Annotated in this window: 7 protein-coding genes; 6 read left to right on the forward strand and 1 reads right to left on the reverse strand. The window is 70.5% G+C overall.

Features of this window, described 5'->3' with window-relative positions:
- Positions 1-344: 344 nt before the first annotated feature.
- Entirely contained in the window at positions 345-4,709 is a 4,365-nt protein-coding gene (locus R5H19_RS07715) for a DEAD/DEAH box helicase (protein ID WP_318158410.1), read from the reverse strand.
- A gap of 138 nt (positions 4,710-4,847) precedes the next feature.
- Here R5H19_RS07715 and R5H19_RS07720 point away from each other — a divergent pair, with 138 nt between their 5' ends.
- The 6 genes from R5H19_RS07720 to pbpC all read left to right on the forward strand — a co-directional run bounded on the left by R5H19_RS07720 (position 4,848) and on the right by pbpC (position 20,167).
- Positions 4,848-7,076, forward strand: coding sequence for a glycoside hydrolase family 3 C-terminal domain-containing protein (locus tag R5H19_RS07720; protein ID WP_318158411.1), 2,229 nt, complete (start codon positions 4,848-4,850; stop codon positions 7,074-7,076).
- 112 nt (positions 7,077-7,188) lie between these two features.
- Positions 7,189-9,435 carry a TonB-dependent receptor gene (locus tag R5H19_RS07725; protein ID WP_318158412.1) on the forward strand — a complete coding sequence of 749 codons (2,247 nt, stop codon included), beginning with the start codon at positions 7,189-7,191 and terminating at the stop codon, positions 9,433-9,435.
- A gap of 159 nt (positions 9,436-9,594) precedes the next feature.
- Complete coding sequence (locus tag R5H19_RS07730; RefSeq protein ID WP_318158413.1) at positions 9,595-11,610, forward strand: serine protease; 2,016 nt, start codon at positions 9,595-9,597, stop codon at positions 11,608-11,610.
- A 57-nt stretch (positions 11,611-11,667) separates the two neighbouring features.
- Positions 11,668-12,546: a lysophospholipase gene (locus tag R5H19_RS07735; RefSeq protein ID WP_318158414.1), complete on the forward strand. Its 879-nt coding sequence runs from the start codon at positions 11,668-11,670 to the stop codon at positions 12,544-12,546.
- Positions 12,547-12,649: 103 nt separating this feature from the next.
- Entirely contained in the window at positions 12,650-17,647 is a 4,998-nt protein-coding gene (locus R5H19_RS07740) for an alpha-2-macroglobulin (RefSeq protein WP_318158415.1), read from the forward strand.
- 132 nt (positions 17,648-17,779) lie between these two features.
- Entirely contained in the window at positions 17,780-20,167 is a 2,388-nt protein-coding gene (gene pbpC, locus R5H19_RS07745) for a penicillin-binding protein 1C (protein WP_318158416.1), read from the forward strand.
- Positions 20,168-20,189 lie beyond the last annotated feature (22 nt).

The following is a 20,189-nucleotide window of genomic DNA, read 5'->3' on the forward strand; positions in this document are numbered from 1 at the left end:
AGTGTCCTGTCGATACGCTTCTGGGTGGCGGGTGAACAAGAAGGTGGCTGCAGCAAGCAACATGATGCATCTACAAGCTCGATCCATTTGAAGGGGCGCCATGCGTAAGGCAGATGCCATCGCAATGCCGCTCGTAGCAACAAGTTTGCTTCTTGTCGTGTTTTGCCCGGGCAAGTCTGGTGTCTTGAAGCAGGCGTGCTTGATAAGTGCCATCGTGATCCCGTTCTTGGGCGTGGCGGTGAGCGTCATGGCCAGGCTGAAGTAGGGCATTGCACTTCGGAGTCGAATCCGCCACGAGCGCTGGCCCAGGCTCCGTGGCCAGCCTCTGCCACTGACGTCGTGTCTCAGCGTGTAGCTATCCCCTCTGGCGGAGGTGCCGGCGAGCGACGTAGCAGGGCGTGTTTCGCCAGCTGCAGGTCGGCAGCGGGGAGGTCGATCAGCGGCATGACCTTGCCGCCGGCCAGTGCGGCGATCGGCGCGCCGTCGCGGTACAGCACGCGCGTGCCGGCCAGCGCCGGCACCTTGTCGCCGGCCAGCACGGTGCCGACCAGGTTCAGCGGATCGCTGCCGCTGAGGCAGACCAGCTCGCCGTCGTCTGCGCGGGAGCGCACCGCGCGCAGCGGCGCGATGGCCTCGGGCAGGGCGAACTGTTCGCCGACCAGGCCTTCGACGAAGCGCCCGCCGCGGATTTCGCCGCGCGCTTCCAGCCGGTGGTACACGCGCAGCAGTTCGCGCCACGGCGGCAGCCACGGCGCCTCGCGTTCCAGCAATTTCCAGAACACCACGCCGTGGCGGCGCAGCAGGGTGCGGGCGATGTGTTCGATCGCCTCGGGGTCGGGCGTGTCCGTTATCGCGCCACGCGCCAGCGACCAGCGCCCGGCGTCCTCGATACCGCCGAACTGGTGCCGCCGCAGTCGCCGGCGGCGCCCGCCATCGCGTTTCGCTGCCGGCAACAGCAGGGCACGCAGGCCGGCGAAGCTGTCCGCGCTGGCCCGTCCGGCAGCGACCAGCTCCCCCAGGGCATCTTCCAGTTCGGTGCGCAGCAGGTGGGTGTCCGCCAGCAGTTCGTCAAAGAACAGGGCGCCGTGTGCCTGCAGCGCGTCGGCGACGGCCTGGGCGCGCGACGACAGCAACACGTCCTGGACGTCACCGCGGGAGGCAATGGACGTCCAGACGGCCACTTCGCGCCGCGGCAGCAGCACGATCGGTGTGCTGCGTACCGGACCGCCGCCACCGCCGCTGCCGGTACGCAGGCGGCTCCAGACGATGCGGCCGGCGCGGCACAGGTCGTCCAGCCAGTTGATCGAATAGTCCTCGATGCGCGCCGGCAGCAGCTCGGTCTCCCACGCGCCGGCTGCGGCCTCGTAGCCTTCCAGCTGCGCCAGCGTGGCGGCCAGCGCATCCGGGCCGCTCAGTTTGGTGGCCGCCGACACGTGCTGCCAGTCGAACAGGAAGCGCATCAGCGCACGCCGGCTGACCGGCTCGATCTCGCGGCGCAGCCGACCGATGGTGTAGCGGTGGATGCGTGCCAGCAGGTGGCGTTCGCACCATTCGGTGTCGTTGGCATCGGCGGTGAAGCGGCCCTGCATCACGTAGCCTTCGGATTGCAGCCGCAGCAGCGCCGGTTCGACCTCGCCGGCATCGACGGCCAGCGACTGCGCCAGCGAAGCGGCGGTGACCGGGCCGAGTCCGCCGAGACGATGGCGTACCAGTTCCAGCAGCGCGCCCTCGCGCGTCCACGTTTGCGCGGCGTATTCGGCGGGCGTGGCGATCGGCGGCTGCATGGCAGTGGCGGGATGCAGCGCCCGCAGCAGCGGCAGCAGTTCGGCGGTGGTCCACAGCCCGGCGCCCGCATCGAGCCGGGTGGCGCGGTGGGCGCGGGCCAGCGCCTGCAGGCGCTCGGGCCAGCCGGTGTTGGCGGCCGCTTCCGTCGTCGTGACGAAAGCCAGCAAGGTCAGCGCCTCGTGCATCTCGTCGGCATCGCGCACGCGCGGCCAGGCTTCCTCGCGCACGGCGGCGATCGCCTCGGGGTCGAGCCGGCCGAGGTCGTCGGCGCTGTCGGCGCCGTTCCATCGGCGCGTCTGCACGGCCTGGGTGCGGCGTTCCTCCAGCGGCGCATCATCGAGGAAGGCATAGGGCGCGGCATTCAGCACCTCGCTGGCAAGCGGGCTGGGCGCGGTGAGGTCGCGCGCGACGATGGCGATCTCGCCGGCCTCCAGCTTCCGCAGGATGGCCAGCAGGCCGTCCACGTCCATCGCCTCGCGCAGGCAGTCGTGCAGGGTCTGGTTGACCAATGGGTGATCCGGCACCTCGCGCTCGCCCACGATGTTTTCCAGGCAGGCGACCTGGTCGGGGAAGACCGCGGCGAGCAGGTCCTCGCTCTTCATGCGTTGCAGCGGCGGCGGGGTCTTCTTGCCGCCGGTGAAGCGCGGCAGCGCCAGCGCGGTCACCGCGTTCCAGCGCCAGCGCGCGGGGAACAGCGGGGCGTCGAGCAGGGCCTGCACCAGCACGTGCTCGGCGGTGGCCGAGTGCAGGTAGTGCGCCACCTCCTCCAGCGGAAAACTGTGGCTGGTGGAAAGTGACAGTACGATCGCGTCCTCGGTCGCCGCCGCCTGCAGCTCGAAGTTGAACTGGCGGCAGAAACGCTTGCGCAGCGCCAGCCCCCACGCGCGGTTGATGCGGCTGCCCCACGGCGTGTGGATCACCAGCTGGGTGCCGCCGGACTCGTCGAAGAAACGTTCCAGCACCAGCGTGTGCTGGCTGGGCAGCACGCCGAGCGCGGCTTTCGCGCGGGAAAGATAGTCGGCCAGCTGCTGCGCGGCGGCCTCGTCGAGGCCGAGTTGATTACGCAGCCACGCGACGGCGGCGGAAAGACCGCCGACATCGAGTTGTGCGGAAATCTCCTCGCGCAGACGCGACACGCCGAACGACAGCTCGTCGCTGCGCCCCGGTGCTTCGCCCAGCCAGAACGGAATGCTCGGCGGCGCGCCGTGCGCGTCTTCCACCCGCAAGCGGTCGCGCTCGACGCGCTGGATGCGGTAGCTGGCGTTGCCGAGCTGGAAGATGTCGCCAGCCATGCTCTCGACCGCGAAATCCTCGTTCACCGTGCCGACGATGATCGCCTGCGGTTCCAGCACCACCTTGTAGTCGGCGGTGTCGGGGATGGTGCCGCCGGAGGTCAGCGCGGTGAGCCGCGCGCTGCGCCGCGGGCGCAACTGCCGGTTCACCGCATCGCGATGGATGTAGGCCGCGCGCGGTCCCTGGCGGGTGGTGAAACCTTCAGCCAGCATGCGCACCACCGCGTCGAAATCCGCACGCGCGAGATCGCGATACGGATGGGCGCGGCGCACCAGTGCGTACAGCGCGTCCTCGTCCCATTCGGCGCAGGCGACCTCGGCGACGATCTGCTGCGCCAGCACGTCGAGCGGTTGCGGCGGCATGACCAGCGCGTCCAGCTCGCCGCGGCGCACGCAGTCGAGCAGGGCGGTGCATTCGATCAGGTCGTCGCGCGTCGCCGGGAACAGCCGCGCCTTCGGCGTGCCGTCGATGCTGTGGCCGGAGCGGCCGGCGCGCTGCAGGAACGCGGCGATCGAACGCGGCGAACCGAGCTGGCAGACCAGGTCGACCTCGCCGATGTCGATGCCCAGTTCCAGCGATGCGGTGGCCACCAGCACCTTGAGCTCGCCGCGCTTGAGCCGCTGCTCGGCATCCAGCCGCAGCTCCCTGGCCAGGCTGCCGTGGTGCGCGGCGACGTGTTCCTTGCCCAGCCGTTCGGACAGGTGCCGCGCCGCGCGCTCGGCCATGCGCCGCGTGTTGACGAAGACCAGGGTGGTGCGGTGCGCGTGCACCAGCTGGGCGAGGCGGTCGTAGACCAGCTCCCAGCTGTCATTCGACATCACCGCTTCCAGCGGCACCGGCGGTACTTCGATGGCGAGGTCGCGGGGGCGGGTATGGCCCACGTCGATGATGGTGACTGGGCCCCCTCCCAGCCTCCCCCTGCCAGCAGGGGGAGGGGCAAGAGCGGCGAGCGTGGCGTATTCACCGGCTCCCACGAGAAAGTCGGCGACTTTCTCGATCGGCTTCTGCGTCGCCGACAGCCCGATCCGCAGCAACCGCCGCCGGCACAGCGACTCCAGCCGCTCCAGCGACAGCGCCAGGTGCGCGCCGCGCTTGCTGCCGGCGATGGCATGGATCTCGTCGACGATCACCGTGCGCACGTCCTTCAGCATGTCGCGGCCCGAAGCCGAGCCGAGCAGCACGTACAGCGATTCGGGCGTGGTCACCAGGATGTGCGGCGGCAGCTTGCGCAGCAGGTTGCGCTCGACCTGCGGGGTGTCGCCGGTGCGCACCGCGGTGCGGATCGCCACGTCGGGCAGGCCGAGTTTCCCCAGCTCGGCGCGGATGCCTTCCAGCGGTGCTTCCAGGTTGACGTGGATGTCGTTCGACAGCGCCTTCAGCGGCGACACGTAGACCACCGTGGTGGCGTCGGTCAGCACGCCGGCGTGCGCCACGCCTTCGCGCACCAGCGCGTCGATCGCGGCGAGAAAGGCGGTGAGCGTCTTGCCCGAACCGGTCGGCGCGGCGACCAGGGTGTGTTGGCCGGCACGGATCGACGGCCACGCCGCCGCCTGCGCCGCGGTGGGCGCGGCGAACGCACCGCGGAACCAGGCGGCGACGGCGGGATGGAAATCGGCGAGCGGAGGCGACATGGTCTTCCCTAGATGGGTGCCATCGGCATGCCGGACAAGCGCGCCGCATCGGTTCATGATGTGGCGGCTTGCGACGAAAACATTACGTTAGCACCCTGTGGCTGGTCGCCACGCCGTCTTCCCGCCGCCGAGGTTGTCATGTCCGGTCGTTCATGCCGTCTGCTCGCCTGTCTCGCCACCATATGCGTCGCCACTGGCGCGATCGCCGCCGAGGCGCCGGCGCGGCCCTGGATGAACACCGCGCTGTCGCCCGATGCGCGCGCCGCGCTGGTGCTGCAGGCGATGAGCCAGGACGAGAAGTTCCAGCTGATCACCACCGCCTACGGCAGTGCTTCCGAGGGCAGGGCGGCGCCGGCCTGCGCGCTGGGTTCGGCGGCCTGCGCGCCGGCGCTCGCGCGGCTGGGCCTGCCGGCGCTGCAGGAGACCGACGCGGGACTGGGCGTGGCGCGCCCGCTCAACGCGCACAGCCGCGACGTCGCCACCGCGCTGCCTTCCGGCCTGGCCACGGCGGCCAGCTGGGACCCGGCGGTGGCCGAGGCCGGCGGCGCGATGATCGGCCGCGAGGCGCACCGCAAGGGCTTCAACGTGCTGCTGGCCGGCGGCGTCAACCTGCTGCGCGATCCGCGCAACGGCCGCAACTTCGAGTACGCCGGCGAGGACCCGCTGCTGGCCGGCGTGATGGCCGGCCACGCGGTGCGCGGGATCCAGTCGCAGCACGTGGTGTCCACGCTCAAGCACTACGCCGTCAACGACCTGGAAACCGGCCGCAACACGCTGAGCGCGAAGCTCGACCCGGTGGCCGCGCGCGAATCGGACCTGCGCGCGTTCGAGATCGCGCTCGGCATCGGCGCGCCGGGCTCGGTGATGTGCGCGTACAACCGCGTCAACGGCGTCTACGCCTGCGAGAACGCCTGGCTGCTCGACCAGGTGCTCAAGCGCGAGTGGGGCTACAAGGGCTTCGTGATGTCCGATTGGGGCGCGGTGCACAGCGCGGCGAAGTCGGCGCTGGCCGGACTCGACCAGGAATCGGCCGGCGAGACGTTCGACCCGCAGGTGTTCTTCGACCGGCCGCTGCGCGCGGCGATCGCCGCGGGCGAGGTGCCGCAGGCGCGGCTGGACGACATGGTCCAGCGCATCCTGCGCAGCCTGTTCGCGGTCGGCGCGATCGACCATCCGGCCGAGCCGGCGCCGATCGACTACGCCGCCGACGCCAAGGTGGCGCAGCACGCCGCCGAGGCCGGCGCGGTGTTGCTGCGCAACCAGGGGAATCTGCTGCCGCTGGCGCGTACGCTGGCCTCGGTGGCGGTGATCGGCGCGCACGCGGACCAGGGTGTGCTGGCCGGCGGCGGTTCGTCCGCGGTGACCGCGCCGGGAGGCAATGCGGTGCCGGGGCTGGCGCCGACCGTGTGGCCGGGCCCGGTGATGTACCACCCGTCCGCGCCGCTGGCGGCGATCGCGCGCCGCGTCGGTGGCAAGGCCAGCTACGCCAGCGGCGAGGACATCGCGGCGGCGGCGAAGCTGGCGGCCTCATCCGAAGTGGCGGTGGTGTTCGTGCAGCAGTGGGCGGCCGAGTCGTTCGACCGGCCGAGCATGGCGCTGGACGGCCAGCAGGATGCGCTGGTCGCCGCCGTCGCCAGGGCCAACCCGCGCACCGTGGTGGTGCTGGAGAACAACGGCCCGGTGGCAATGCCGTGGCTGGCGCAGACCGCGGCGGTGCTGGAAGCGTGGTACCCCGGCAACGCCGGCGGCGAGGCGATCGCGCGGCTGCTGTTCGGCGAGGTCGACCCATCCGGCCGCTTGCCGCTCAGCTGGCCGCGCGACGAGTCGCAGCTGCCGCGCCCGACGATTGCCGGCGCCGGCCTCGCCGCGATCGGCCTGCCGCCGCAGGGCCAGCCCGCCGACACGATCGACTACGACATCGAGGGCGCCGACGTCGGCTACCGCTGGTTCCAGCGCCGCGGCAGCGAGCCGCTGTTCCCATTCGGCTACGGCCTCGGCTACACCACCTTCGGCTACGGCCCGCTGACCGTCGCCACCGATGCGGCCGGCGCGGTGACGGCGTCGTTCGCGGTCACCAACACCGGCCAGCGCGCCGGCGCCGACGTGCCGCAGCTCTACGTGCAGTTGCCCGGCGATGCGGTGTCGCGGCTGGTCGGCTGGCAGAAGGTGGCCTTGCGGCCGGGCGAGACACGGCGGGTCCGCGTGGTGCTGCCGGCGGTGCGTTTCGCGCGCTACGACGATCGCGGCCACGGCTGGCGCGTCGCCGCCGGCAGCTACCGGCTGCTGCTCGGCCGCTCGTCCGCGCAGATCGAACAGGGCGCGGAGCTGCAGCTGCCGGCGGTGTTCCCCGCCGGTGCGCAGCGCTGATCCGCCGGCGGTTCGCTTTCACAAGCAGGGCCGCTGTATGACAATACGGCGACGAACGCGCCGACGTGGGGCCGGCCGCGGCGTCTTCCCTTTCGCCATTTGAGGACCGACCATGCACGTCGCCACTTCGTTGCGCCTCGCCGTACTCGCCGCCAGCATCGCCGCCGCGCTTCCGCTGGGCGCCGCCCTGGCGCAGGAGGCGGCGCCGACCAAGCCGCAGCAACCGGCCAAGACCACCGAGCTGCAGACGGTGAACGTCACCGCGTCGAAGCGGGTGGAGAACATGCAGAAGGTGCCGATGGCGCTGACCGTACTGACCCCGGACAAGCTGGAGGCGTTCGGCCAGTCCGGCGACACCGTGCTGCAGCTGGCCTCGCGCGCGCCCAGCGTGTACGCCGAGACGTCCTACGGCCGCGAGTTCCCGCGCTTCTACATCCGCGGCCTGGGCAACAGCGACTTCGACCTCAACGCCTCGCAGCCGGTATCGATGGTGTACGACGACATCGTGCAGGAGAACCCGATCCTGAAGGGCTTCCCGCTGTTCGACCTGGCCCAGGTCGAGGTGCTGCGCGGCCCGCAGGGCACGCTGTTCGGACGCAACTCGCCGGCCGGCGTGATCAAGTTCGAGTCGGTACGCCCGAGCCAGGAGACCAGCGGCTACGCCCGCGTCTCGTACGGCTCGCTGGGTACCGCGAACGCCGAGGCCGCGCTGGGCGGCGCGCTGGGCGGGCACTGGTCCGGCCGCGTCTCGGCGCTGGCGCAGCACCGCGACAACTGGATCGACAACACCTTCACCGGCCAGAAGAACGTGCTGGGCGGCTACGACGACCGCGCCGTGCGGCTGCAGGCGCTGTACGAGAACGGCGGCTTCAGTGCGCTGATCAACGGCCACGCGCGCTGGCTGGACGGCAGCGCGATGGTCAACCGCGCCAACGCGATCGAGCTGGGCAGCCCCAGCTTCGTGCCCGGTTTCGAACGCGACAAGGTCGCGCACGACGGCCGCAACAAGCAGCACCTGTTCAGCTGGGGCAGCAACCTGCACCTGGCATGGAACCTGGGCGACGTGACCTTTACCTCGATCACCGGGCTGGAGCGCGCCACCACCTACAGCCTCGGCGACGTCGACGGCGGCTACGGCGCCAGTTTCCATCCGCCGATGGGCCCGGGCTTCATCCCGTTCCCGGTCGAGACCGCCGACGCGCTGCCGCACGACCGCCAGATCACCCAGGAATTCCGCCTCGCCAGCAACGGGCAGGAGAAGCTCAACTGGCAGGTCGGCGCCTACTGGTTCGACGAAGACATCGCGATCAGCAACTTCGACTACGCCACCTTCAACAACCACGCGCTGGACGGCTATGCCATGCAGACCCAGCGCACCAAGGCATGGGCGCTGTTCGGCTCGGCCAACTACCAGCTCGCCGACGACTTCGAGCTGCGCGCCGGCGCGCGCTGGTCGCACGATTCGCGCGATTTCAAGGTGGACCGCGTGCTGTCGCCGATCGGCGGCGGCCCGTTGCAGCTGACCGCGAATCCGCACGACGCGCGCTGGAGCGGTGACCTCACCGGCACCTGGACGCTGAACCCGAACGTCAACGTGTACGCGCGCGTGGCCAACGGCTTCCGCGCGCCCAGCGTGCAGGGCCGCGTGCTGTTCTCCGACTTCATCTCGCAGGCCAAGCCGGAGACGATCACCAGCTACGAGCTGGGCGTGAAGACCACCGGCATGGACAACCACGTGCGCTTCAACGCCGACGTGTACGGCTACACCATGCACAACCAGCAGCTCACCGCGGTGGGCGGCGACATCAACATCACCCGCCTGATCAACGCGAAGAAGACCGAGGGCTACGGCGCCGAGTTCGACCTGGAGGCCTACCTCACGCCGAACTTCGTGCTCACCGCCGGCGGCAGCTACAACTTCACCAAGCTGAAGGACCCGGGCCTGGCGGTGGCCGTATGCGGCTCCGGCTGCACCGTACTCGACCCGCTCAACGGCGCGGGCAATGCGCTGATCGACGGCAACACCCTGCCGAACGCGCCGAAGTGGATCGGCACGCTCACCGCGCGCTACGGCATCCCGTACGGCGACGGCGGCGAGTTCTTCGTCTACACCGACTGGAACTACCGCAGCGAAGTGAACTTCTTCCTGTACGACTCGGCCGAGTTCAAGGGCAAGCCGTTGCTCGAAGGCGGCGTGCGGCTCGGCTACAACTGGGACTACGGCCGCCGCGAGGTTGCCCTGTACGGCCGCAACATCACCGACAGGCAGGCGATCACCGGCGCGATCGACTTCAACAACCGCACCGCCTTCGTCAACGATCCGCGCATCATCGGCGTGGAATTCCGCGCCGAGCTGTAAACCTGGGGGGCTTGCCGCGGCGGGGCATCGCGCTGCCTGCGCCGCGGCTCGCGCCCGCCATGCAAGCCGTGCGCGAGCATGCCAAGATGCATGCCAGCTGCCGTCCGCGAGGATGCCGAGGGGAGTCCGCGGGCGGCCGCTTCGGGGCAAGGGAAAACCATGCGTACACGGTGTGAAGGAGCGATCCGCCGGCTCGGCCTGTTGTTGCTGTTGCTGGCCGGCCCGGGCCTGGCGGGAGTGTCGGCGGTGCAGGCGGCCAGCCTCGATGCGGCGCTGCTGCCGAAGATCCAGGCGGCCACTTTCGAGGTGGTGCAGGCCAAGCCGGCCAGCGATCCGCTGAGCTACGAGAAACCGCTGCCGCTGGAGCTGCTGCCCTACCAGGAGCGCACCGACAAGTACTACTCGATCGGCACCGCGTTCGCGATCGGCCACGACCGCTACGTCACCGCCGCGCACGTGCTGCTGGCCGGCGCGGACAGCCTGTGGGGACCGCCCGAGCTGCGCGACGCCGCCGGTCGCGTCTACCCGATCGGCAAGATCGAGCAGTTCTCGCTGGGCAAGGATTTCGTGGTGTTCACGCTGGCGCAGCCGCCGGCGGGCGGCGCCGCGCTGGAGGTCGACGCCAGCCCGGCGCTCAACCAGGTGGTCTACGCGGTGGGCAATGCGCTGGGTACCGGCGTGGTGATCCGCGACGGCCTGTACACCTCCGACACGCCGGAGCAGCAGGACGGCGCCTGGAAGTGGATGCGCTTCTCCGCCGCCGCCTCGCCCGGCAACAGCGGCGGTCCGCTGCTGGACAAGGATGGCAAGCTGATCGGCGTGGTGCTGATGAAGTCGGACAACGAGAACCTCAACTACGCGCTGCCGATCCGCGAGGTGCTGGATGCGCCGGCCGGGCAGGCGGTGATGGACTCGCGCGTCGCCTACCAGCTCGACCTGTTCGACACGATCCAGAACGGCCGGCTCAAGGCGCAGTTCGCGCTGCCGCTCGGCCTGGCCGATTTCTACCGCGAGTTCCAGTCGCGCATGAACGCCAACAGCGACGCCCAGCTGAAGGCGCTGCTGGCCAGGGAGTCCGCCAACCTGTTCCCGAACGGCGCGGGCTCGGCGCGCCTGCTGCACCAGCAGACGCAGTTGAACGGCTTTCCCACGCTGATCGTGCGCGGCAGCGACGGCGAATGGCAGCGGGTCGGCCAGCAGTCGCAGTATTTCGCACTGGACGGCAACGGCTACGTGGCCGTCGGCGACGTTTCGCGCAACGGCTTGGCTCGCCTGCGCCGGCCCGACGGCATGGCGGCGGCGATGTTCTACGGCGACGCGAAGTCGCGCATGGACCTGCTGGCGCGGACCGGCATGTTCCAGCGCGTGGTCGCCGGCGAGAAGATCAAGATCACCTCGCTGGGCAAGCCTGTGCGCGAAGCGACCCACGTCGACCGCTGGCAGCGGCCGTGGCACGTCGGCGTGTGGACGCTGCCCTACGCGAACGCGCTGGTGGTGGCGTACTCGCTGCCGGTGCCCGACGGCAGCGTGATGCTGCTGCGCTTCGCGGCGCCCCCCCACGAGCACGACACCATGCTGGACATGGACGAGCTCAGCGGCTTCATCCACGTCACTTACCAGGGCACCCTGGCGCAGTGGAAGGAGTTCCTCGGCAATCCTGCGCTGCAACCGGCCGCGTTCAGGAACATCCGCGTCGACTACGATTACGGCCAGCGCTTCAGCTACGCCTCGCAGCGGGTGGCGTTCTCCTATCCGTCCGCGCTGCAGGCGGTCAGGCCGGACAACCTGCTGTGGCTCGGCTTCCGCTTCTTCCTGGACGACGGCAAGCCGGTATGGGACGTGGGTGACGTGAACGTGTGGAAGGACACCGCCTCCGACGACCACAACAACATCAACGTGCAGCGTTACGTCGCGCCGCCGCCCGGGCTGGACGACGACATGAGCAGCCGCTGGCGCAAGCTGTCGGAGCGCGAGTATCCCTACAATGGCGTGGCGCGCTACGAGAACGACCTGATGAAGATCAACACCGTGGTCGCTCCGGCAACGGCCGCCGGCGGGCAGCCGTCGGCCGTGCTGTACACCGCCTTCTACGGCACCGCGGGCAATCAGCCCCAGGCCGACATGAAGGGCAAGCTCGACCTGCTGACCAAGGACATGCGGGTCACGGAACATTGATGCCGGTCCCGGCGCGCACGATGGCGCCGGGACCGGGGAACGAACGCGGAACCACCCATGCAAGCGGCAACACCCCACCGTCCGGCGGACGGCACCGAACCCACCGCCTGGCTCCACATGGCCGACGGCCAGCCGCTGCTCCTGCGCGACTGGCCGCTGGCCACCCCGCGTGGTGCGGTGCTGCTCGTGCACGGGCTGGGCGAACACAGCGGCCGTTACCGGCGCCTGGCGCAATGGTTCAACCAGCGCGGCTACGCCGTGCGCGGCTACGACCAGCGTGGTCACGGCCGGACGCCGGGCCGCCGCGGCGGCCTGCGCCATGGCGACGACCTACTGGAAGACCTCGCCAGCGTCTACCGCGACTATGCCCGCGGCCTGTCGCATCCACCGCTGCTGCTCGGCCACAGCCTAGGCGGCCTGGTCGCGCTGCGCGCGGTGCTGGACGGCCGCGTCGCGCCGCCGGCGCTGCTGCTGTCCTCGCCCGCGCTGCGCAGTTGGGAGTCGCCGCGGATGATCCGTCTGGCGCGAGTGCTCAGCCGCATCGCGCCGAACCTGCCTTTGCGCAGCGGGTTGGACTTCGAGCAGCTCTCGCACGACCGCCAGGTGGTCGCCGACTACCGCAACGACCCATTGCGGCACGGCTGGATCACCCCGCGGCTGGCCGACTTCATCTTCCGCGCCGGCGCCGCGTGCATCGCCGACGCCACCCGGCTGGCGTTGCCGACCCTGCTGCTGGTGGCCGACGGCGACGCCCTGGTCGATCCGTCCGGCAGCCGCGCGTTCGCCCGCGCGGCCGCCGCGACGGGTCAGCTCACCACGCGCTTCTTCTCGCTGCTGTACCACGAGCTGTTCAACGAAGCCGAACCGGGGCGCGGCCAGGTGCTGATGCAACTGGGCGACTGGTTGGGCCGGCAGACGCTGCCGGCGCGGGGTTGAGCGTCGGCGTCACGTCACAAAGAAGCGGCGCGCCCGATCCCTGCCTCCATGCCGCCATGAATTCCGGCGATACTCCCGTGCAAACCTGCCGGGAGAAGGTTTCATGTCGCGTCGATCGTACGAGTGCCTTTCGCGCCGAGTCTTGTCGCGTGCCCTGATCAGCTTGCTGCTGGGCCTGCTGCTGGCGGCCTGCCAGCGCGGCCCCGACCACGGCAAGCCGGCCCTGCAGGGCGCGCCGGCCGGCAGCGCTTCCGCGCCGGCACCGGCGAAGGCGGAGTTCGCGCTGGTCTCGGCCAGCTCGCAAACCAGCGACTCGCGCACCGCGCTGACGCTGCGCTTCAGCGCCACGCTGGCCTCGGCGCAGGCGTTCGACACGCTGATCGCGGTGACCGGCCCGAACGGCGAGGTGGTCGGCGGCAGCTGGAGCCTCGACGACGACAACAAGACGCTGCGCTTCCCGTTCGTGCAGGCGAACACCCGCTACGCGGTGCAGCTGAAGGCCGGCCTGCTCGCCGCCGACGGCCGCACCCTCGGCCACGAAGTGAAGCACGACGTGTACTCCGGCAACCTGCCGGCGGCGGTCGGCTTCGCCTCGCACGGCAGCGTGCTGCCGGCGCGCGGCACCCGCGGCCTGCCGCTGGTGTCGATGAACGTGCACGACGCCGACGTGGAGTTCTTCCGCGTGCGCGAGGACGCGCTGTCGGACCTGTTCTGCAGCTATCCGCGCAACGGCCACCGCGACAGCTACGAGCTCGACCACGACGTCGCCTACTACAACAACTGCGGCCAGGGCGACGATCGGCGCAGCCGGGTGCCGATCACCCAGCTGGCCGACTCGGTCTATGCCAACCACTACACACTGGGCGGCGAGCCGAACGAGCGCACCGTGACCTACCTGCCGGTGCAGAACATCAAGGAGCTGGCGCAGCCCGGCGTCTACATGGCGGTGGTCAAGGCCGGCGGCAGCTTCAGGGACGGCTACGACACCGCCACCTTCTTCGTCAGCGACCTCGGCCTGCACCTGCGCGTGTATCGCGACAACGTGCTGCTGCACGTCGCCTCGCTGCGCGACGGCACGCCGGTGAATGCGGTGAATATCGAAATCCGCGACGCGGCCGGGCGCAGCAAGCTCAAGGCCACGACTGGCGCCGACGGCAATGCGCTGCTCGCGTACCAGGTCAAGGCCGCCGACGTGCTGGTCGCGCGGCACGGCAAGGACGTCTCGGTGCTGCCGTTCAACCGGCCGGCGCTGGACGTGTCCAACTTCGACATCAGCGGCCGCAAGCAGGCGCCGTTCGAGGTGTACGCCTGGTCCGGCCGCGACCTGTACCGCCCCGGCGAGACACTGCGCGCCTCGGCGCTGCTGCGCGACGACGACGGCAAGCCGATGAAGGCGCAGTCGCTGTTCGTGCGGGTGAAGCAGCCGGACGGTCGCACCCTGGTGGAAAAGCGGCTGGAGCCGCAGCCGCTGAACTATTTCGAGCTGAGCCAGGCGATCCCCGCCGACGCGCCGACCGGGCTGTGGCAGCTGGAGTTTCGCCTCGATCCCGCCAGCAAGGAGACCGTGCAGGCGTTCCCGTTCCACGTCGAGGAGTTCCTGCCCGAGCGGCTCAAGGTCGAGCTGTCCAGCCCGCAATCGCGGCTGGCGCCGGGCGAGCCGCTTCAGCTGAAAGTCGCCTCCAGCTACCTGTACGGCGCGCCGGCCGACGGCAATCGCTTCACCGCGAAACTGCTGGTGGCGCCGGAGGTGCATCCGCTGGCGGCGATGAAGGACACCTTCTTCGGCAATCCTCTGGTCGAGCTGCCGAAGAGCGCCGCCGACGTGGTCGACACCAAGCTCGATGCGCAAGGCGTGCTGGAGCAGGACGTGGCACTGCCCGACGACGTGAAGCCGGTCGCGCCGCTGGCGGTGACCCTGTCCGGCAGCGTGTACGAAAGCGGCGGCCGCGCGGTGACCCGGCTGCTCAAGCGCACCTACTGGCCGGCCGAGGCGCTGGTCGGCGTGCGCCCGCTGTTCGACCCGAAGCAGGGTGCGGAGAGCGAGGCGCCGGCCGGCTTCGAGATCGTGCGGGCGAATGCGAGTGGCGAACTGGTCGCCGGCGCGCATCTCAAGGTGCGCCTGCAGCGCGAACTGCGCGATTTCTACTGGCTGTACGAGCGCGATGGCGGCTGGCAATCCAATGCGAACCAGCGCCTGCAGCTGATCGACGAAAAGGACATCGACGTCGCCGCCGGCAAGTCGGCGAAGGTCGAGTTTCCGGTGCAGTGGGGCAGCTATCGCGTGGAGGTGTACGACCCGGCCACGAAACTCACCACGGTGTTCCCGTTCTTCGCCGGCTACAGCTGGGACGACGAGAACCTGGGCAAGGAGGCGCGCCCGGACAAGGTCAAGCTGCAGCTGGACAAGGCGCGCTACCGCGCCGGCGACACCCTGAAAGTCACGGTGACGCCGCCGCAGCCCGGCCCTGGCGTGCTGCTGGTGGAATCGGATCATCTGCTCTACACGAAGAACATCGACGCGAAAGCCGGCGCCACCTTCGAGATCCCGGTCACCAAGGAATGGGAACGCCACGACGTCTACGTGTCGGCGCTGGTGTTCCGCGGCGGCGAAGCGGCCGAGCACACCACCCCGGCGCGCGCGCTGGGCGTGGAATACGTGGCGATGGACCGCAACGACCGGCGCATCCCGCTCAAGCTCGACGCGCCCGCGCTGATGCGCCCGGGCAACCCGCTCGAGGTCAGCGTGCAGGCCACTGGTCTGGCCGGGCAGAAGGCGTTCGTCACGCTGTCCGCGGTCGACCAGGGCGTGCTCAACATCACCAACTATCCGGTACCCGATGCGTGGGCGTGGCTGTTCGCCAAACGTGCGTTGAGTGTGGATGCGTACGATCTGTACAGCCGCCTCATCGAGGCGATGGACGGCGCCGAGGCCAAGCTGCGCTACGGCGGCGACATGAGCGGTGCGGCGCTGCCCAAGGCCACCCGGCTCAACCCGAAGGTGCAGATCGTCGACCTGTTCGCCGCGCCGGTGGCGTTCGACGCGCAGGGCAGGGCCACGCTGCGCGTCGACGTGCCCGACTTCAACGGCAGCCTGCGCCTGGCCGCGCTGGCGTACACCGACAGCCGCTACGGCAACGCCGACGGCGCGGTCACCGTGCGCGCGCCGCTGGTGGTCGAGCCGAGCACGCCGCGGGTGATGGCGGCCGGTGACAAGGCGATGATCAGCCTGGATCTGAAGAACCTGTCCGGCAAGGACGGCACCGCGAAAGTGGGCGTCAAGGGCGGCGGCCTGATCACGATCGACAAGGCCACCCAGAGCGTACCGCTGAAGGACGGTGCCGGCACCACGCTGCACCTGCCGGTGACGGCGCAGGCGGGCGCGGCGGTGGCGACGGTGGACATCCACGCCGAACTCAACGATTACCGCGTGGATCGCCACTTCGAATTTGCCGTGCGCCCGGCCTGGCCGGAAACCGTGAGCACCACGCCCATGGCGCTGGAAGCCGGCAAGGGCGAGCGCTTCGGCGCCGCCGCGATCGCCGGCCTGCTGCCGGCCACGGTGAACGCGCGGATCACCCTGAGCACCTTGCCGCCGCTGCCCTACGCGGCCGCGCTGCGCGACATGCTGCGCTACCCGTACGGCTGCATCGAGCAGACCACCAGCAAGGGTTACGCCGCCTTGATCCTGGACGGCCAGACGGCCAAGGCACTGGGCGCCCAGGTGATGAGCGACGCCGTGCGCCAGGCCGCGGTGGACGGCGCGCTGTCGCGGATCGCCTCGTTCCAGGCCAGCAACGGCCACTTCAGCTTCTGGGGCGGCAGCAGTCCGATCCAGACCTTCACCACCCCGTACGTGGTCGACTTCATGCTGGACGCGCGCGACGCCGGCTTTGCGGTGCCGCAGGACGTGCTGCAGAAATCGCTGCAGCGGCTCAATGACGACCTGCTCGCCGGCGGCCATCCGTACTACAGCTACGAGCACCACGACCATCTGCGCCTGGCCGACGAGGCGTACTCCGGTTTCGTGCTGGCCCGGGTCAACCGCGCGCCGCTGGGCACCCTGCGCGCGATCTTCGACAACGAACGGCAGAAGCTGGTCGCGCCGCTGCCGCTGGTGCATCTGGGCATCGCGCTGAAGCTGATGGGCGACACCGAGCGCGCGCAGAAAGCCGTCGACGAGGCATTCGCCTGGAGCAAGGAACGCCCGTGGTACGTCGGCGACTACGGCTCGGAGCTGCGCGACCTTGCGCTGATGGTGGCGCTCACCCACACCTATGGCATGAACAAGCCCGCCTACGACGCCAAGCTGGTCGACTGGGCGCGCAACGCCACTGCGAACGTGCGCCAGCGGCAGCAGGAATTCGCCGACTACCGCTGGTCGTGGTCGTACCTGAGCACGCAGGAGCAGGCGGCGATCGCCCGCGTGGCACGCGCGTTCGACGCGAAGAGCAACGCGCCGCTGGCCGCCACCATGACCGTGGCCGGCAAGGCCGAGACCGCACCGGACAGCCGCGTGTGGAGCCGTGAACTCACCGCCGCCGATCTTGTGGCCGGCGTCAGCGTGCAGCCGACCAGCGACGCGGCAATCTTCGCCACGCTCGACGTGGCCGGCATTCCGCAGCAGGCGCCTGCGGCCGACGCCAGCCAGATCGACGTGCGCCGCAGCTGGTTCACCACCGACGGCAAGCCGTGGAGCGGCAGCCAGTTGAAGGAAGGCGACACGCTGATCGTCGAGTTGGAGATCGAGGCATGCATGGACATCCCCGACGCGCTGGTCACCGACCTGCTGCCCGGCGGGCTGGAGGTGGAGAACCTCAACCTCGGTGGCGCGCAATCGTGGTCCGGCGTGGTGATCGACGGCATCGAGCTGGACCAGCACGCCGCCGCCGCGCAGATCGTGCACGAGGAATACCGCGACGACCGCTACGCCGCCGCCCTCAACCTCAGCCGTGGCGACAAGGCCCGCGTGTTCTACCTTGTGCGCGCGGTGACGCCGGGCACGTACACCGTGCCGCCGCCGCTGGTGGAGGACATGTACCGCCCGGCGGTGCGCGGCATCGGCAAGGTCGAGCCGGCGAAGCTCACCGTGGTCGAGCCGTAGCTGTGCTTTGCTCCTCCCCCTGCTCGCAGGGGGAGGTGGGGAGGGGGTAAAGCTTTTGACCTTCGCTTCGACGTGATGAAGAGCACCCCACCCCAGCCCTCCCCTGCGTTGCAGGGGAGGGAGCCAGACATCATGACTGTGACCACTTCCGCCAAGCCGTCCCCTTCCACGCGTCGCTCCCGCGCGTGGCGCTGGCTGCGCGCGATCTTCATCGCCGTCGGCGTGCTGCTGCTCGCTGCCGTCGCCCTCGACCGCCTGTTCCCGTTGCGCCTGCCCGCGCCCGACACCGGCAGCACGGTGGTGCTGGCGCGCGATGGCACGCCGCTGCGCGCGTTTGCTGACAGCGATGGCGTGTGGCGCTACCCGACCAGCGCGAAACAGGTCTCGCCGCTGTACCTGAAAGCGCTGCTGACTTATGAGGACCGCCAGTTCTACCGCCACCCCGGCGTGAACCCGTACGCCCTGCTGCGCGGTCTCGCCGGTGGGCTGCGCCATGGCCGCATCGTCTCGGGCGGCTCCACGCTGACCATGCAGGTGGCGCGGATCATCGAACCGATCCCGCACACGTTCCGCGGCAAGCTGGTGCAGATCCTGCGCGCGCTGCAGCTGGAAGCGCACCTGAGCAAGGCGCAGATCCTCGACCTGTACCTCAACCACGCGCCGTTCGGCGGCCCGATCGAGGGCGTCGAGGCAGCCTCGTGGGCGTACCTGGGCAAGCCGGCGACGCGGCTGTCGCATGCCGAGGCGGCGCTGCTCGCGGTACTGCCGCAATCGCCCAGCCGGCTGCGCCCGGATCGCCGTCCCGAGGCGGCGCGCGCGGCGCGCGACAAGGTACTCAAGCGCATGCGCGATCTTGGGGTGTGGAGCGCGGCGGAAGTGCGCGACGCGGCGATCGAGCCGGTGGTGGCGCGCTCGCTGCGCGCGCCGCTGTCCGCGGCCTTGCTGGCCGAACGCCTGCACCGGCAGCAACCGCAGGCGCGACGCATCACCAGCACCATCGACGCAAACCTGCAGCGTGCCGCCGAGGATCGGGTCAGCGCGTACCTGTCGCGCCTGCCGGCACACACCTCGGCAGCGCTGCTGGTGGTCGACAACGCCACGCTGGAGGCGCGCATCTACGTCGGCACCAGCGACTTCGCCGATCCGCAGCGGCATGGCTACATCGACATGGTGAACGCGCCGCGCTCGCCCGGCTCGACGTTGAAGCCGTTCCTGTACGGCCTGGCGCTGGACGACGGCCTGATCCACTCGCAGAGCCTGCTGGTCGACGCGCCGCAGGACTTCGGCGGCTACAAGCCGGGCAATTTCGATGAGGCGTTCTCCGGCCCGGTCAGCGCCGCCGAGGCGCTGCAGCGCTCGCTCAACGTGCCGGCGGTGGACGTGCTGGATCGGCTCGGGCCGAACCGCTTCGTGGCGCGGCTGGCCAACGGCGGCGTCGACCTCGGCCTGCCCGCGGGTGCGCAACCGAACCTGTCGATCATTCTCGGCGGCGCCTCCACGCGATTGGAAAACCTGGTCGGCGCGTACACCGCGTTCGCCAACGGCGGCCTCGCCGGCACGCCGCGCTACACCACGGAACAACCCGCGCGTCCACGCCGGCTGTTGTCGCCCGGCGCGGCGTGGATCATCCGCGACATCCTCGCCAGCAACCCGGCCGACGTCGAAGGCGGCCCGCTCGCCGGCGCGATCAACCGGCACGCCACGGTGGCGTGGAAGACCGGCACCAGCTACGGCTACCGCGACGCCTGGTCGATCGGCGTCACCGACCGCTGGACGATCGGCGTGTGGATCGGCCGCCCGGACGGCACGCCGTCGCCTGGTCAGTACGGCGCGGTGACCGCGCTGCCGCTGCTGTTCCAGATCGTCGACATGCTGCCCGCGCGCGGTGGCCACGCGCGGGCGCAGCCGGCCAGCGTGAAGTCGGTCGGCATCTGCTGGCCGCTCGGCGGCGCGGTCGCCGCCACCGATCCCGCGCTGTGTCGGCAGCGCCGCACGGCCTGGGTGCTCGACGACGCACTGCCGCCCACGTTTGCCGAACGCGACCTCGGCGCGTGGTCGTCCGGCCTGCTCACCTTGCGTGTCGACGCCAAGGGCCGGCGCCTCAGCGGTGCCTGCCACGCCCGCCACGAGCACACCATCCAGCTGGTGCGCTGGCCCGCGCTGGCCACGCCGTGGCTGAGCGTGGACGACCGCGCCCGCTCCGCGCTGCCACCGCTCGCGCCCGGCTGCGCCGCCGACTCGCTGGACCGCGCCAGCCCGATCCGCATCAGCGGCCTCGGCGACGGCGCCACCCTGCGCCGCGCGCCGAACAGCGACAAGCCGCTGCGCGTGACCTTGCGCGCACTGGGCGCGCAGTCCGGCGTGCAATGGCTGCTCAACGGCCGCCTGCAGGGCAGCAGCGAAGCCGATGCCGCGATCGCGATCAGCCTGCCGCAGGCCGGCGACTACCGCATCACCGCGCTCGCCCGCGACGGCGCCTTCGCCACCCTCACGCTGCGCGTGGTCGGCCCGTCGGCGTGACGGCGGGCGCCAGTAGGGCGGG

Source organism: Rhodanobacter sp. KK11, from assembly GCF_033345435.1.
Taxonomy (GTDB): domain Bacteria; phylum Pseudomonadota; class Gammaproteobacteria; order Xanthomonadales; family Rhodanobacteraceae; genus Rhodanobacter.